Origin of the sequence: Nocardioides bizhenqiangii, from assembly GCF_034661235.1 — a bacterium.
In the GTDB taxonomy this organism is placed as follows: Bacteria; Actinomycetota; Actinomycetes; order Propionibacteriales; family Nocardioidaceae; genus Nocardioides; species Nocardioides bizhenqiangii.
On the sequence record NZ_CP141059.1, the window covers coordinates 1,229,818 to 1,243,793 of the forward strand.

15 protein-coding genes are annotated in these 13,976 nt (G+C 70.1%); 6 read left to right on the top strand and 9 right to left on the bottom strand.

Translation table 11 applies throughout. The features are described from left to right. Positions 1-19 precede the first annotated feature (19 nt). On the top strand, positions 20-2,947 hold the full coding sequence (secA, locus tag SHK19_RS06075; protein ID WP_322938118.1) for a preprotein translocase subunit SecA: 2,928 nt from the start codon (positions 20-22) through the stop codon (positions 2,945-2,947). A 62-nt stretch (positions 2,948-3,009) separates the two neighbouring features. Here secA and SHK19_RS06080 read toward each other — a convergent pair whose 3' ends face one another. Both SHK19_RS06080 and SHK19_RS06085 read right to left on the bottom strand, forming a co-directional pair. Then, a complete protein-coding gene (locus SHK19_RS06080; protein WP_322938119.1) occupies positions 3,010-3,516 on the bottom strand; it encodes an Rv3235 family protein in 507 nt (168 codons plus the stop codon). 42 nt (positions 3,517-3,558) lie between these two features. Next, positions 3,559-4,197, bottom strand: coding sequence for a LysM peptidoglycan-binding domain-containing protein (locus SHK19_RS06085; protein WP_322938120.1), 639 nt, complete (start codon positions 4,195-4,197; stop codon positions 3,559-3,561). Between the two features lie 100 nt (positions 4,198-4,297). Here SHK19_RS06085 and SHK19_RS06090 point away from each other — a divergent pair, with 100 nt between their 5' ends. Next, on the top strand, positions 4,298-4,840 hold the full coding sequence (locus SHK19_RS06090) for a hypothetical protein (RefSeq protein WP_322458384.1): 543 nt from the start codon (positions 4,298-4,300) through the stop codon (positions 4,838-4,840). On the opposite strand, the gene SHK19_RS06095 is transcribed toward SHK19_RS06090, so the two are convergent. From SHK19_RS06095 to SHK19_RS06120, 6 genes are all read right to left on the bottom strand, one after another. Beyond that, complete coding sequence (locus tag SHK19_RS06095; RefSeq protein WP_322458350.1) at positions 4,837-5,172, bottom strand: sec-independent translocase; 336 nt, start codon at positions 5,170-5,172, stop codon at positions 4,837-4,839. The two genes, SHK19_RS06090 and SHK19_RS06095, sit on opposite strands and share 4 nt — an antisense overlap. Positions 5,173-5,205: 33 nt before the next feature. After that, positions 5,206-6,381: an Mrp/NBP35 family ATP-binding protein gene (locus tag SHK19_RS06100; RefSeq protein WP_322938121.1), complete on the bottom strand. Its 1,176-nt coding sequence runs from the start codon at positions 6,379-6,381 to the stop codon at positions 5,206-5,208. A 72-nt stretch (positions 6,382-6,453) separates the two neighbouring features. Then, complete coding sequence (locus SHK19_RS06105; protein WP_322458352.1) at positions 6,454-6,963, bottom strand: DUF1003 domain-containing protein; 510 nt, start codon at positions 6,961-6,963, stop codon at positions 6,454-6,456. Continuing rightward, on the bottom strand, positions 6,956-8,206 hold the full coding sequence (locus SHK19_RS06110; protein ID WP_322458353.1) for a magnesium transporter MgtE N-terminal domain-containing protein: 1,251 nt from the start codon (positions 8,204-8,206) through the stop codon (positions 6,956-6,958). Before SHK19_RS06110 ends, SHK19_RS06105 begins: the two co-directional genes overlap by 8 nt. Before the next feature lie 63 nt (positions 8,207-8,269). Continuing rightward, positions 8,270-9,469 carry an acyl-CoA dehydrogenase family protein gene (locus tag SHK19_RS06115; protein ID WP_322458354.1) on the bottom strand — a complete coding sequence of 400 codons (1,200 nt, stop codon included), beginning with the start codon at positions 9,467-9,469 and terminating at the stop codon, positions 8,270-8,272. Between the two features lie 98 nt (positions 9,470-9,567). Beyond that, the gene (locus SHK19_RS06120) at positions 9,568-10,620 is read right to left on the bottom strand and encodes a hypothetical protein (protein WP_322458355.1); all 1,053 of its coding nucleotides are present in this window, start codon (positions 10,618-10,620) and stop codon (positions 9,568-9,570) included. Positions 10,621-10,729: 109 nt separating this feature from the next. Between SHK19_RS06120 and SHK19_RS06125 the strand changes: the two genes are divergently transcribed. The 3 genes from SHK19_RS06125 (at position 10,730) to SHK19_RS06135 (ending at position 12,805) form a co-directional block, all read left to right on the top strand. Next, positions 10,730-11,452 (top strand): sulfotransferase, encoded by a 723-nt coding sequence (locus tag SHK19_RS06125; protein ID WP_322458356.1) that lies wholly within the window; start codon positions 10,730-10,732, stop codon positions 11,450-11,452. A 91-nt stretch (positions 11,453-11,543) separates the two neighbouring features. Further along, positions 11,544-11,726, top strand: coding sequence for a DUF5302 domain-containing protein (locus SHK19_RS06130; RefSeq protein WP_322458357.1), 183 nt, complete (start codon positions 11,544-11,546; stop codon positions 11,724-11,726). Positions 11,727-11,761: 35 nt separating this feature from the next. Beyond that, a complete protein-coding gene (locus SHK19_RS06135) occupies positions 11,762-12,805 on the top strand; it encodes a MaoC family dehydratase (protein ID WP_322458358.1) in 1,044 nt (347 codons plus the stop codon). A gap of 32 nt (positions 12,806-12,837) precedes the next feature. Here the strand turns inward: SHK19_RS06135 and SHK19_RS06140 are convergent, their stop codons facing one another. Next, the gene (locus SHK19_RS06140; RefSeq protein WP_322458359.1) at positions 12,838-13,332 is read right to left on the bottom strand and encodes a DUF6174 domain-containing protein; all 495 of its coding nucleotides are present in this window, start codon (positions 13,330-13,332) and stop codon (positions 12,838-12,840) included. A gap of 74 nt (positions 13,333-13,406) precedes the next feature. On the opposite strand from SHK19_RS06140, the gene SHK19_RS06145 reads away from it, so the two are divergent. Further along, positions 13,407-13,970, top strand: coding sequence for a histidine phosphatase family protein (locus SHK19_RS06145; RefSeq protein ID WP_322458360.1), 564 nt, complete (start codon positions 13,407-13,409; stop codon positions 13,968-13,970). The last annotated feature ends 6 nt before the right edge of the window (positions 13,971-13,976 follow it).

Sequence of the window (13,976 nt, forward strand, 5' to 3'; positions counted from 1 at the left end):
GCTAGGTAGAGTTGCCGCCGTGCCAGTGATCATCGACAAGCTCCTCCGCATCGGAGAGGGCAAGATCCTCCGCCAGCTCGAGTCGATCGCGAAGGCCGTCAACGCCATCGAGGACGACTTCGTGGCGATGTCCGACGACGAGCTCCGCGGTATGACCGACGAGTTCAAGAAGCGGCTCGCCGACGGGGAGACGCTCGACGACATCATGCCCGAGGCGTTCGCGACCGTTCGCGAGGCGGCGAAGCGGGTCATCGGCCAGCGGCACTTCGACGTGCAGATCATGGGCGGCGCCGCGCTCCACATGGGCAACATCGCCGAGATGAAGACCGGTGAGGGCAAGACCCTGGTCGCCACGCTGCCGTCGTACCTCAACGCCCTCGAGGGCAACGGCGTCCACGTCGTCACCGTCAACGACTACCTGGCCAAGTACCACGCCGAGTGGATGGGCCGGATCCACCACTTCCTCGGCCTGACGACCGGCGTGATCCTGCCGCAGATGCGGCCGGCGGCGCGGCGCGAGGCCTACTCCTGCGACATCACCTACGGCACCAACAACGAGCTCGGCTTCGACTACCTGCGCGACAACATGGCGGGTTCGATCGAGGAGTGCGTGCAGCGCGGCCACAACTTCGCCGTCGTCGACGAGGTCGACTCGATCCTCATCGACGAGGCACGGACCCCGCTCATCATCAGCGGTCCGACCCAGGACGAGGTCAAGTGGTACGGCGAGTTCGCCAAGATCGCGCAGCAGCTCACGCGTGACGTCGACTACGAGGTCGACGAGAAGAAGCGCACCATCTCCGTGCTCGAGCCCGGCATCACCCGGGTCGAGGACCACCTCGGCATCGACAACCTCTACGAGGCCGCGAACACCCCGCTGATCTCCTTCCTGCACAACTCCATCAAGGCCAAGGAGCTGTTCCGCAACGACAAGGAGTACGTCGTCATGAACGGCGAGGTGCTCATCGTCGACGAGCACACCGGCCGGATGCTGGCCGGTCGCCGCTACAACGACGGTCTCCACCAGGCGATCGAGGCCAAGGAGGGCGTGAAGGTCCGCGAGGAGTACCAGACCCTCGCCACCGTCACCCTCCAGAACTACTTCCGCCTCTACACCAAGCTCTCCGGCATGACCGGCACCGCGCTCACCGAGGCCTCGGAGTTCGACAAGATCTACGGCCTCGGCGTGGTCCCGATCCCGACCAACAAGCCGATGATCCGCCAGGACATGCCGGACCTCGTCTACCGCACCGAGGAGGCGAAGTACAACGCCGTTGTCGACGACATCGTCGAGCGCAACGAGAAGGGCCAGCCGGTGCTGGTCGGCACCGTGTCGGTCGAGAAGTCGGAGTACCTCTCCCAGGCGCTGAAGAAGCGTGGGGTCCCGCACTCGGTCCTCAACGCGAAGGTGCACGCCGACGAGGCCAAGATCGTCGCCCTCGCCGGCCACAAGGGCGCGGTCACCGTCGCGACCAACATGGCCGGCCGCGGCACCGACATCATGCTCGGCGGCTCGATCGAGTTCCTCGCCGACCAGGAGCTGCGCAAGCAGGGCCTCGAGCCGACCGGGGAGACCACCGACGAGTACGACGCAGCGTGGCCCGCGATGGTCGAGCGGATCAAGGACGAGGTCGCGGCGGAGCACGACGACGTCCGCGAGCTCGGCGGCCTCTACGTCGTCGGCACCGAGCGCCACGAGTCCCGCCGGATCGACAACCAGCTGCGGGGACGATCGGGCCGTCAGGGCGACCCGGGCGAGTCCCGCTTCTACCTGTCGCTCCAGGACGAGCTGATGCGGCTGTTCAAGTCCGACTGGGTCGACCGCGTCCTGGTGATGCTGAAGATCCCGGACGACGTCCCGATCGAGAACAAGCGGGTCACCAACGCGATCGCCAGCGCCCAGGGCCAGGTGGAGTCGCAGAACTTCGAGTCCCGCAAGAACGTCCTCAAGTACGACGACGTGATGGACCGGCAGCGCAAGGTCATCTACGGCGAGCGCCGCGAGGTGCTCGAGGGAGTCAACCTCGAGGAGCAGATCCGCACCTTCATCGACGACGTCGTCACCGGCTTCGTCCAGGGCTCGCTCGACCAGTACTCCGAGGAGTGGGACCTCGCGCAGCTGTGGATCGACCTCAAGCAGGTCTGGCCGGTCTCCCTCGACGTCGAGGCCGTCCAGGAGGAGGTCGGCAACCACGCCGTGCTCCACAAGGACGACCTGATCGACAAGCTCAAGGCCGACGCGCACGCCGCCTACGACCGCCGCGAGGAGGAGGTCGGCGAGGAGGTGATGCGCGAGCTCGAGCGCCGCGTCCTGCTGTCGGTGCTCGACCGCAAGTGGCGAGAGCACCTCTACGAGATGGACTACCTCCGCGAGGGCATCTACCTCCGCGCCTACTCGCAGCGCGACCCGCTGGTCGAGTACCAGCGCGAGGGCTACGACATGTTCGCCGCGATGATGGACGGCATCAAGGAGGAGACGGTCGGCTTCCTCTTCAACCTCGAGGTCCAGGTCGAGGACGACGAGCCGGAGTTCCACTACCACGCCGACGGCACCCGCCACGAGGGTCCGATGCACGAGGGCGCGCTCGCCGAGCCGCCGGTCGGCGCTCGGGTGGAGGGGCCCGACCTCGGGCAGATCTCCGCCGCGCTCCAGGCCGCGTCGCAGGAGGAGGAGGAGCCGATGCGGCGCGCGCTGCCGACGCAGGGCGGCCCGCAGATCAAGGCCAAGGGCCTCGAGACTCCGAAGACGCCGCAGTTCCTGTCCTACTCCGCGCCGAGCGACGTGACCGGCGAGCCCGAGGTCCGCGGCAGCGCCGCGTCCAACGCCGACGACGAGTTCGCCGACGTCGGCCGCAACCAGCTGTGCCCCTGCGGCTCGGGCAAGAAGTACAAGCGCTGCCACGGCGCGCCGGGCGGCCCCAGCGGGCTGACGGCGCGGGTCTCCTGACACGTTGAATCGACAGAAATGGTCGGTTGTCATTTCAACCGACCATTTCTGTCGATTCAACGCTATGAGAAGTCGAGGGCGGAGCAGATCCAGCGCTGCTCGATCCGCTCGAACCGGGCCGCGAGGGCACGGGAGCGCTGGCCGTAGCGCACGTGGACGGCCGCCTCGACGGCGTCGGTCCGCACGAAGCAGGTGTGGACGCTCAGCACCCGCGGCTGCACCGGCTGCACCCTGGCCAGGCCCGGCTGGTGGCCACCGGCCCGGGCGACCAGCATGGCGCGCCGACGAAGGTCCTCGTAGACCTCGGGAAGCGTCCACCGCAGGAGCTGCGACACCGGCCGGTCGCCGCCGACGATCTCGACCGCCGCCTGGATGAACCGACGCGTCCACTCCTCGACGACCGCTCGCTGGCGGCGGTCGATCGTCACCACGGCGGCACCGGCGTGGGCCTCGCCGGCGGGGACGGGTGGCTCGCTGCGGGGGAGCAGTGCGAGCGCGAGCGTGCCCTGGGTGGCGGCGACCGGCACTGGCAGCCGGACGTCCATGAGCGGGTGCAACGTGGTGGTCATCTCGGTCCTCCTCGAGCGGACTCTGCTGACGGGTTGGGGGGTTCAACCGGTGGGTGGCAGCTCCAGGAGCTGGCCGGGCAGGATCAGGTCGGGATCGGGGCCGATCACGGCCACGTTGCGGTCGTAGATCCGGTACCAGTAGTCGACGAGGTCGACGACGGTCGCGCTGGGTCCCAGCTGCTCCTCGGCGATCGCCCAGAGCGAGCCGCCCGGCCGGACCCGGACCACGGAGCGGGGCGTGGTGTCCGCGTGGTCCGACGGGCGTCCGTCGCCGGTCGCGCGGTCCGGGAGCGGCAGGCCGGCGAGGGAGTGCGGTGCGACCGGGCGGCGGTCGTCGGCGGACGCCGGGACCGCCGGCGCACCCAGGGCCACCGCCCCGCAGGCGGCCAGCAGGAGCAGCCGCACCGGCCCGGGGCGTCGTACGGCGACCGGGCCGCCGACCGTGAGCACGCGGACCACCACGTCGGTGGTGATCGCCCAGAGCCACCCGGCGGCGACCGTTGACGCCGCGGCGCACCCGGCGACCAGGAGGTCGGCGAAGACGGGGTCCGAATCCAGGAGCCGCGGGCTGGCGGCCACCGTCGGGAGGGAGATCATCCCGATGCCCGCTGCGGCGGTGGTGGCGAGGCACCAGAGCAGCGCGCCTCGCAGTCGCACCAGGTTACGTGCCGTGCCATCCATCCCGAGATCCTTGCGTTTGCTTCTGTTTGACCCAGTGTGGATTCGTTCACGGTGCGCGTCAACGTGCTCTCCACAGCCGAGGTGTGATGGGGTGGAACCCATGGGCTGGGAGGACGAGCTGTTCGCTCTCTTCGATGATCTCGAAGGGCAGGCCGGCGCACTCGCGGCTGCCGAGCGGGGCGCCGAGCACGCCGATCGTAGCCGCGCCGAGTACCAGACCGTCACGCTCGCGAGCCGGCTGATGGCGTCGGCCGGCACCGAGGTCACCCTCGGGATCGCCGGCGTCGGCGCGGTCTCCGGAACTGTCGACCGGGTCGCCGCCGACTGGCTGCTCCTCTCGGCCGGACGGCACGACTGGGTCATCAACGCCGACGCCGTCACGACGGTCGAGCGCGCCTCGGTGCGGTCGATCCCGGAGGTCGCCTGGTCGCCGCTCACGCGGCTCGGCCTGGGCTCCGCGCTGCGCCGGATCGCCGAAGCCGGCGAGCGATGCCTGCTGCACCTGCGCGACGGCTCCCGCCACGAGGGGAACCTGCGTCGGGTCGGTGCCGACTTCTGTGAGCTGGTCGAGGGCGACGACCGGCGGATGCTCCTCGTGCCGTTCAGCGCCCTCGCGGCGGCTCAGTCGCGCGCCGAGGGCTAGGTCGCCTCGAGGTCGTACGGCGGCCGCTCGCCGTCCTCGAGGGTGCGCCGGGGCCGCTTCTCGCCGACGACGGGGTCGTCGTCCTCGTCGGCCATCGCCTCGGCGATGTGCCGGCGGACGATCTCGCGCGGGTCGAGGTCCTTCAGCTCGAGGTCGGCGAAATCCGGGCCGAGCTCGGAGCGCAGCTCGTCACGCGCGTTGTTGGCGAAGTTGCGGAGCTTCCGCACGAACTGGCCGGCCTGCTTGGCCAGGTCGGGCAGCTTGTCGGGTCCGAAGACGAGGACCGCGAGGAACGCGATGACGACGAGCTCTCCGAACCCGATCCCGAACATTGGCCCCCGCCGGTCCTGTGTCCGTCGTCCCGGTCAGAACTTGTTGCTCGGGGTGAGGCCGAGCTGCATGCCGGCCAGCCCGCGACCGCGGCCGTCGAGGCGCTCGGCGATCTCCGTCAGGACGGCCGCCGAGAGCGAGGTCGGGTCTGCCTCGATGACGGGCTTGCCGTCGTCGCCACCCTCGCGGAGGGCGATGTCGAGCGGGATCCGGCCGAGCACGGGCACGTCGTAGCCGAACCGCTGCGAGAGCGTGGCCGCGACCCGGTCGCCGCCGCCGGTGCCGAACACGTCGAGCCGGTGCTCCTTGCCCTCGGGCGTGCAGTGCGGGCAGGGCAGGTAGCTCATGTTCTCGATGACCCCGACGACCCGCTGGTGCATCATCGACGCCATCGTGCCGGCGCGCTCGGCGACCTCAGTCGCGGCGTCCTGCGGCGTCGTCACCACGACCACCTCGGCGCCCGGGAGGTGCTGGCCCAGCGAGATCGCGATGTCACCGGTGCCGGGCGGCAGGTCGAGGAGCAGCACGTCGAGGTCGCCCCAGTAGACGTCGGAGAGCATCTGCACGAGCGCCCGGTCGAGCATCGGACCGCGCCACGCGACGACCTGGTCACGTCGGGGCTTCATCATGCCGATCGAGATCACCGAGACGCCGCTGGCGGTCGGCACGGGCATGATCAGGTCGTCGACCTGGGTGGGACGGGAGTCCGCCACGCCGAGCATCGCTGGCACGGAGTGTCCGTAGATGTCGGCGTCGACGATGCCGACCCTGCGTCCCGCCTTGGCCAGCGCGAGAGCGAGGTTGACGGTCACCGAAGACTTGCCGACGCCGCCCTTGCCGCTGGCGATCGCGTAGACCTTGGTGAGGGAGCCGGCCTGGGCGAACGGGATCTCCCGCTGGGCCTGGCCGCCGCGGAGCTGCTCGTGGAGCGAGCCGCGCTGCTCGGAGGTCATCACGCCGAGGTCGAGGTCGACCCGGCTCACGCCGGCGAGCCCACTGACGGCCGCGGTCACGTCACGGTTGATGGTGTCCTTGAGCGGACACCCGGCGACGGTCAGGAGCACGCGCACCTTCACCACGCCGTCGTCCTCGATGGCGACGGTGTCGACCATGCCGAGATCGGTGATCGGGCGCTTGATCTCGGGGTCGTTGACCGTAGCCAGGGCGGCGTGCACCTGGTCGAGCGTGGGGAGGGCCTGCGTCGTACTCATCGCCACGAGTCTACGGAGCGGCGGCTGGTCGTCGTTACTCGCGGCCTGCGTGAGACGTCCCACCCTCGGCGCTCAGTCCTCGCGCTCGCCCTCGGAGTCGCGGTCCTCGAGGTCGGACAGCAGCGCCCGCAGCTCGGACCGCAGGTAGTCGCGGGTCGCGACCTCACCCAGCGCCAGCCGCAGCGACGCGACCTCGCGGGTGAGGAACTCCATGTCCGCGTGCGCCCGGGTCGCCGCGTCGCGGTCCTGGGCGGCGATCACCCGGTCGCGGTCCTCCTGGCGGTTCTGGGCGAGCAGGATCAGCGGAGCGGCGTACGACGCCTGCAGGCTGAGCGCCAGCGTGAGGAAGATGAAGGGGAACTCGTCGAATCGGAGGTCGCCCGGAGCGAGCGCGTTCCACGTGACCCAGACGATGACGACGATCGTCATCCAGATGAGGAACTTCGCGGTGCCCATGAACCGCGCGAACCGCTCGGCGAAGACGCCGAACGCGTCGGTGTCGTACGAGGGGCGCCGCACCAGCTGGCGACGGAGGGCCTTCGGGGTGTCGAGCCGGTCGACGGGCCGGCGCTTCTCAGCCATGACGTCCCGCCGCTCGCTCGCGCCAGTTGGCGGGGAGCATGTGGTCGAGCAGGTCGTCGACCGTGACCGCGCCGAGCAGGCGGCGGTTCTCGTCGACGACCGGCGCCGCGACCAGGTTGTAGGTCGCCAGGTGCGCCGCGACCTCGTCGATCGTCGCCTCCGGGCGCAGCACCTCCAGCTCGTCGTCGAGCGCGCCGGCGACCAGCGTCGACGGCGGTTCGCGCAGCAGCCGCTGGATGTGCGCGATGCCGATGAGCTTGCCGGTCGGACACTCGAGCGGCTGGCGGCACACGTAGACCAGGGCAGCCAGGGCGGGGGTGAGCTCCGGGTTGCGGACGTGCGCGAGCGCATCGGCAACGGTGGCGTCGGGGCCGAGGATCACCGGCTCGGGCGTCATCATCGCGCCGGCGGTGTTCTCGACGTACTTCATCAGCCGCCGGACGTCCTCGGCCTCCTCCGGCTCCATCAGCTGGAGCAGGATCTCGGCGGTCTCGGGCGGCAGGTCGGCGATCAGGTCGGCGGCGTCGTCGGCCGACATCTCCTCGAGCACGTCGGCGGCGCGCTCGGAGTCGAGCCGCTCGAGGATGCCGACCTGGTCCTCCTCGGGCAGCTCCTCGAGCACGTCGGCGAGCCGCTCGTCGTCGAGCGCCAGGGCGACGGCGGTACGGCGCTCGACCGGAAGGTCGTGGAGCATGCTGGCGGCGTCGGCCGGCCGCATCTCGTTGATGGCCGCGACCAGGTGGGTGGCGCCCTGGCGGTCGTCGGTCCGGGAGAGGCCGACGACGTCGTTCCACTCGACGACGTGGGTCTGTCCACGGCGACGCAGTCCCTTGGACGGCTCCTGGATGGCGACCCGGCTCAGCACCCAGTCGCGGGTGCGGGCGCGCTCCATCGCCACGTCGTAGACCGTGCCGCTCACGCCGGTGCTCTTGATCGTCACCGTGCGGTCGAGCATCTGACCCATCACCAGGGTCTCCGTCGAGCGCTGCTCGAACCGGCGCATGTTGAGCAGACCGGTCGTGTAGACCTGTCCGCTGTCGATCGTCGTCACGCGCGTCATCGGCAGGAACACGCTGCGGCGCCCGAAGACCTCGGCGACCATGCCGAGCACCCGGGGCTGTGCGCCCTCCAGCCGCATGGTGACCACGAGGTCGCGAACCTTGCCGACCTGGTCACCCTGGGGGTCGAAGATCGGCAGGCCCACCAGCCGGGCGGCATAGACACGGGAGGGCGCGACGCTCACGGGTCGAGGCTATCGGCTGGGAAGGCCTGGATCCGGGAGGGCTGCCCCCTCAGCCCTCAGCTCTCAGCCCTTGAGCTTGTATTCCTTCAGGATGGCGCGACCGATGATCATCTTCTGGATGTCGGAGGTGCCCTCGCCGATGAGCATGAACGCGGCCTCGCGGTAGAGGCGCTCGATCTCGTACTCCTTGGAGTAGCCGTAGCCGCCGTGGATCCGGAAGGACGCGTCGACGACCTCGCTGCAGAACTCCGAGGCGAGCATCTTGGCCATGCCGGCCTCGACGTCGACGCGCTCGCCGCGGTCCTTCATGCGGGCGGCGCGGACCATCATCGCGTGCGCGGTCTCGACCTTGGTCGCCATCTCGGCGATGCGGAAGAGGATGGCCTGGTGGTCGGCGATCTGCTTGCCGAAGGCGTGCCGCTGCTGGGCGTAGGCGGTGCCGAGCTCGAAGGCGCGCAGCGCGATGCCGCAGGCGCGGGCGGCGACGTTGACGCGGCCGACCTCGACGCCGTCCATCATCTGGTAGAAGCCCTTGCCGGTCTCGCCGCCGAGGATCTGGTCGGCGCGGACGACGTGGCCCTCGAGGATCATCTCCGTGGTCTCGACGCCCTTGTAGCCCATCTTCTCGATCTTGCCCGGGATGCTCAGGCCGGGAGCGGTCTCGCCGAAGCCGGCCTCCTTCTCGATCAGGAAGGTGGTCATGTTCCTGTAGACCGAGTCGGCGCCCTCGTCGGTCTTGCAGAGGGTCGCGACCAGCCGCGACTCGGCGCCGTTGGTCAGCCACATCTTCTGGCCGGTGATCGAGTAGCTGCCGTCGTCCTGCTTGGTGGCCTTGGTGGCGACCGCGGACACGTCGGAGCCGAGGCCGGGCTCGGACATCGAGAACGCTCCACGCATCTCGCCGGTGGCCATCTGGGGCAGGTACTTCTGCTTCTGCTCCTCGGTGCCGTGCTGCATCACCATGTAGGCCACGATGAAGTGGGTGTTGATGACGCCGGAGACGCTCATCCAGCCACGGGCGATCTCCTCCACGCACAGGGCGTAGGTGAGGAGGGACTCGCCGAGTCCGCCGTACTCCTCGGGGATCATCAGGCCGAAGACGCCGAGCTCCTTGAGGCCCTCGACGATCTCGGTGGGGTACTCGTCGGCGTGCTCGAGCTCCTGGGCGACCGGGATGATCTGCTCGTCGACGAACACCCGGACGGCCTTGAGGATCTCGGTCTGGTCCTCGGTCAGGCCATCGGTCTCACACAGGCGGGGCATCGGTTCCTCTTTCGCTCCGGCACGGATGTCAATCAGGGGCGATCGGACTGTACCCGCGAGTAGCTCGTTCGACCGCCTCCAGGCTCGCGGGCGAGACGTCAGGAGCGCTTGCGCCGCGCTGTGCCCGCGGCGTAGTTGGCCAGGGCTGTGATCGACGCCTCAGCGACGGCGGCCTCGTCGTACGCCGGAAGGGGGCGGGCGCTGGTCTCGTCCGGGACCAGGGCGTCGAGGTCGCCGTGCACCCGGTAGCCCCGCTCGCGGACCGTGGCGACGCCGCGGCGGGCGACCTCCTGCACCCAGTCGAGGTGCTCCGGCGGGAGGGTCAGCCTCGGGCTCGCGCTGCGGGCGAGGACGCCGTTGGCGAACGGCCATCGCACGGCATCGATGTAGTCACGCTTGTAGTCGGGCAGCCGGTCGCCCAGCGCGGCGTTGACCCGGCGGAACACCTCGGACTCAACGACCCCGAAGGAGGCATTGACCGATCCCTTCGGCCGGTTGACCACTGCGCTGGGGAAGCCCACCACCTCTCCCATCAGGTTGAAGACCCCGTCGGGGTCCTGGGAGTACGACGGGACGACGATCACGTGCGTCCGCGACGCGTCCGCGGCCCGTCCCCAGCGGTCGAGGATGTCGACCGGGTCCTGTCGGCGCCAGAACTGGTCCGCCCAGGGTCCCCGCCGCTCCCGGACGTCATCGAGGAACTCCGGGTAGCTGTCGGCGAGCCGGTGCTTGAGGAACTGCTGGTAGTCCGACGGCAACTGCTGGGCCCAGTCGCGCACGGTCAGGACCAGGTGGAGGTCGACCTCGGCCTCGGCGCAGAGCGTCGCGATCGCGTCGACGTCCTCGGATCGGGCCTCGGCCAGGTCCTCGTTGCTCACCAGCAGCACGTCGCCCCCGGTGTCCCGGATGGTCGCCGGGACCTGGCCCAGCGCCTTGGGCCGGTGGTCATCGGCGAAACCGTCGACCGGCCGCCAGCCCAGCGGCCGCAGCAGCCCCGCGATGTGGGCGGGCCGGCCGACGAACGGCAGTCCGACACCCTCGGCGGCGAGCGCCTCCACCGACATCCACAGCCCCGCCTGCAACGACGAGGTGCCGGTCTTGCTGCAGCCGACATGCATCCACAGCCGACGGCGTCCCGGGTGATCTGTCACGCCCGTTAGCGTGCCAGACTCCGCGACGCAGCCGAACGTCGCGAGGGCCGCGCGACCGCCCAGCCGAAGGCGGCGGTGGTCGCCATGCGCGCTGTGCGAGGATCCCGGGGTGGATTACGTCTTCGTCGTGACCTACGGCCGGTCCGGGTCGACGCTGGTGCAGGGCATCCTCAACGCGATGCCGAGGACACTCGTCCGCGGAGAGAACGGTCTCTACGTCCAGCATCTCTTCCGCGCGTGGCAGGCCGCCGACGGGATCCGGGAGAAGCGCAAGGGAAGGTCGGCGCACCGTGCCTCCAACGCCTTCTTCGGCATCAACGCGCTCACCCGTGGTCGGTTCGTCCGCAGCGCCCAGCGGCTGGTCGTCGGCGGGATCCTCGGCAAGCACGACCAGAAGGACTACGACCGGATCGGGTTCAAGGAGGTGCTCTGGCACCAGGTCGCTCCCGACGAGACGGAGCCGTTCTTCGCCTGGCTCGACGAGGTCTGCCCGGGCGCGAAGTACGTCCTGAACTCCCGCGACATCGAGCAGGTCGTCGGCTCCGGGTTCTGGCAGCGGCAGGACGCCGACGCGGCGATGGCCGCGATCCGCCGGGTGATCGAGATCCAGGACCACCTGCGCGCCACGCGCCCTGACCGGGTGCACGAGACGCGCTACGAGGTCATCACCGGCGACGACCGGGCCGCGTCCGACGCCGCGCTGCGGGGGCTGGCGGAGTTCGTGGTCGGCAGCTGCGACGACGCGCTGCTCGAGACGCTCCGCGGCACGCTGGAGGTCGGGCACGGTCCCAACCCCTTCGGCAAGAGCCGTCGGGACAAGAAGGGCGCTTAGGGCGCGCCCCTAGGCCCCATATTCGCTTTCCCGCCCTTGGCCCGCATGTCAGGGTGGACAGACCACTCCGAACGCACGCGAGGAGAGCACCATGGCTGAGCAGGACCCCAACGAAGACCTCAAGGCGAAGATGCGGGCCGCGCTCGACCGCAAGAACCACCAGGAGAAGGGCGTCCACGCCGACGGCCCCGCGCCCGAGAAGGCGCACGGTTCCGAGGTCGTCGGTGGCGCCCCCAAGATGCACCGCCGCAAGGCCGGCGGCGGGGGCTCCTGATCGCGGCTGCCGCAATACCGGCAGAATGACCGCCCGTGAGCAAGACGAACGCGGGCAACTTCTTCGAGGACTTCGCCGTCGGTCAGGTGATCGAGCACTCGACGCCGCGCACGGTGACCGAGGGCGACCGCGCGCTGTACGGCGCCCTGTACCCGACCCGGTTCGCGGTCCCGAGCTCGCAGATGTTCGCAGCGTCCGTCGGCCTGTGCTCGGCTGAAGGGCCGCACCCGGTCGAGGACCTGATCGCCTTCCACATCGCCTTCGGCAAGACGGTCCCGGACATCTCGCTCAACGCGGTGGCCAACCTCGGCTACGCCGAGCTCCGCTTCCACCAGCCGGTGCACCCGGGCGACACCTTGTCCACGAAGTCCGAGGTGATCGGCCTCAAGCAGAACTCCAACGGCCGCTCCGGCGTCGTCTACGTCCGCTCCACCGCCACCAACCAGCGGGGCGAGGTGGCGCTCGACTGGTGCCGCTGGGTGATGGTCCACAAGCGGGACACCGGGCTCGAGGCGCCGGAGACCGTGCTGCCCGATCTCAAGAAGCCGCTGGCCCCCGAGGACCTGGTGATCCCGGCCGGTCTCGACTTCTCGTCCTACGACTTCGTCGCCGCAGGTGAGCCCCACCGCTTCGACGACTACGCGGTGGGCGAGACGATCGACCACGTCGACGGCGTCACGCTGACGGACCCCGAGCACATGCTCGCCACGCGGCTGTGGCAGAACACCGCCAAGGTGCACTTCAACACCGAGGCCCGGCCCGACGGCAACCGGCTGATCTACGGAGGCCACGTGATCTCGATGGCGCGGGCGCTCTCGTTCAACGGCCTCGCCAACGCTCAGCTCATCGCCGCCGTCAACGGCGGCTCGCACGTGGCGCCGGCGTTCGCGGGCGACACCGTCTACGCCTGGTCGGAGGTCCTCGACAGCGCCGAGGTCAGCGACAGCGTCGGCGCCCTCCGGCTCCGGCTGGTCGCGACCAAGGGCAGGGACGAGTCGATGACCCTGCGGAAGGAAGAGGGCGAGTACGCCGACGGCGTCCTTCTCGACCTGGACTACTGGGCCCTCATGCCCCGCTGACTAGCCGGTCGAGGAGGTCGCGCTGGCGACCGTCACGAGACCTGGACGTCCCTGATGGTGTAGGTGACCTCGTCGTCCACGGCGTTCGCGACCTGGTCGACGGCCACGGTGCGCGGCCAGTCCTGGCCGTCCGGCCAGTCGACGTCGACCTGCGCGGCCTCCGTGTCGTTGGCGCGGGCGATCACGTCGTTGATCGTCAGCCAGAGGTACTCCGGAGCGTCGCTGCCCTTCTTCATCCCCTGGCCGCCCTTGGTGATCACCGCGGACGTGACCTCACCGTCCTCGACGGTGACCCGGACCGGCCCGGAGATCGGGCAGTAGCACAGCTGCTCGAGCACGAAGGAGTAGTCGGCGGCGTCGAACTCGGGGTAGCTGCCGGTCGTCGGCTCGCCGGTCGGCTCGGTCGACTCGGTCGTCGTCCCGGAGGTTGCGGTGTCGGTCGCGGTCTCGCGGTCGTCGTCGCCGCTGCAGCCGGACAGGACGGCGAGCGTGACGGCCGTGGCGGCCGCGCTGAGCAGGATCTTCATGGTGGTACGACGGTAACGGCGGGTCGGTGGTTCCGCCCACGGCGCGCGGCAGGTCTCGCTGGCAGGCTGTGCCCATGACGGCGACGGAGCTCTGGCTGGTGCGGCACGGTGCGACCGAGTGGAGCAACGCGGGTCGGCACACGTCGACCACCGACATGCCCCTGCTGCCCGAGGGGGAGGAGACCGCCCGCGCACTCGGGGCCCGTTTGGCGGCGGTGGACTTCCGGCTGGTGCTGACCAGCCCTCGCCGACGCGCGCGGCACACCGCAGAGCTCTCCGGCTTCGCGGATGCCGAGGTCACCGAGGACCTCGCCGAGTGGGCGTACGGCGACTACGAGGGGCTGACCACGCCCGAGATCCGGGCGACGGTCCCGGGCTGGACGGTCTGGAGCCACCCGTCGCCCGCCGGCGAGACCGCTGCGGAGGTCGCGGCGCGGCTCGACCGGGTCGTGGAACGAGCCCGCGAAGGGGGCGGACGCACGCTCGCCTTCGCCCATGGACACTCGCTGCGTGTGCTCGCCGCGCGATGGCTGGGCCTGCCTGCCGAGGACGGCCGGTTGCTGCGACTCGACACGGCCACGGTGTCCGCGCTCGGCTTCGAGCGGGAGTCTCCGGTCGTCCTCCGGTGGAATGCGTAGATGACT

Bases quoted from the DNA above. Each gene is read 5' to 3' on its own strand.
- SHK19_RS06080 (WP_322938119.1), bottom strand. From the start codon at position 3,516: ATGACCACCACGTTGCACCCGCTCATGGACGTCCGGCTGCCAGTGCCG.
- SHK19_RS06085 (WP_322938120.1), bottom strand. From the start codon at position 4,197: ATGGATGGCACGGCACGTAACCTGGTGCGACTGCGAGGCGCGCTGCTC.
- SHK19_RS06090 (WP_322458384.1), top strand. From the start codon at position 4,298: ATGGGCTGGGAGGACGAGCTGTTCGCTCTCTTCGATGATCTCGAAGGG.
- SHK19_RS06095 (WP_322458350.1), bottom strand. From the start codon at position 5,172: ATGTTCGGGATCGGGTTCGGAGAGCTCGTCGTCATCGCGTTCCTCGCG.
- SHK19_RS06100 (WP_322938121.1), bottom strand. From the start codon at position 6,381: ATGAGTACGACGCAGGCCCTCCCCACGCTCGACCAGGTGCACGCCGCC.
- SHK19_RS06105 (WP_322458352.1), bottom strand. From the start codon at position 6,963: ATGGCTGAGAAGCGCCGGCCCGTCGACCGGCTCGACACCCCGAAGGCC.
- SHK19_RS06115 (WP_322458354.1), bottom strand. From the start codon at position 9,469: ATGCCCCGCCTGTGTGAGACCGATGGCCTGACCGAGGACCAGACCGAG.
- SHK19_RS06130 (WP_322458357.1), top strand. From the start codon at position 11,544: ATGGCTGAGCAGGACCCCAACGAAGACCTCAAGGCGAAGATGCGGGCC.
- SHK19_RS06140 (WP_322458359.1), bottom strand. From the start codon at position 13,332: ATGAAGATCCTGCTCAGCGCGGCCGCCACGGCCGTCACGCTCGCCGTC.
- SHK19_RS06145 (WP_322458360.1), top strand. From the start codon at position 13,407: ATGACGGCGACGGAGCTCTGGCTGGTGCGGCACGGTGCGACCGAGTGG.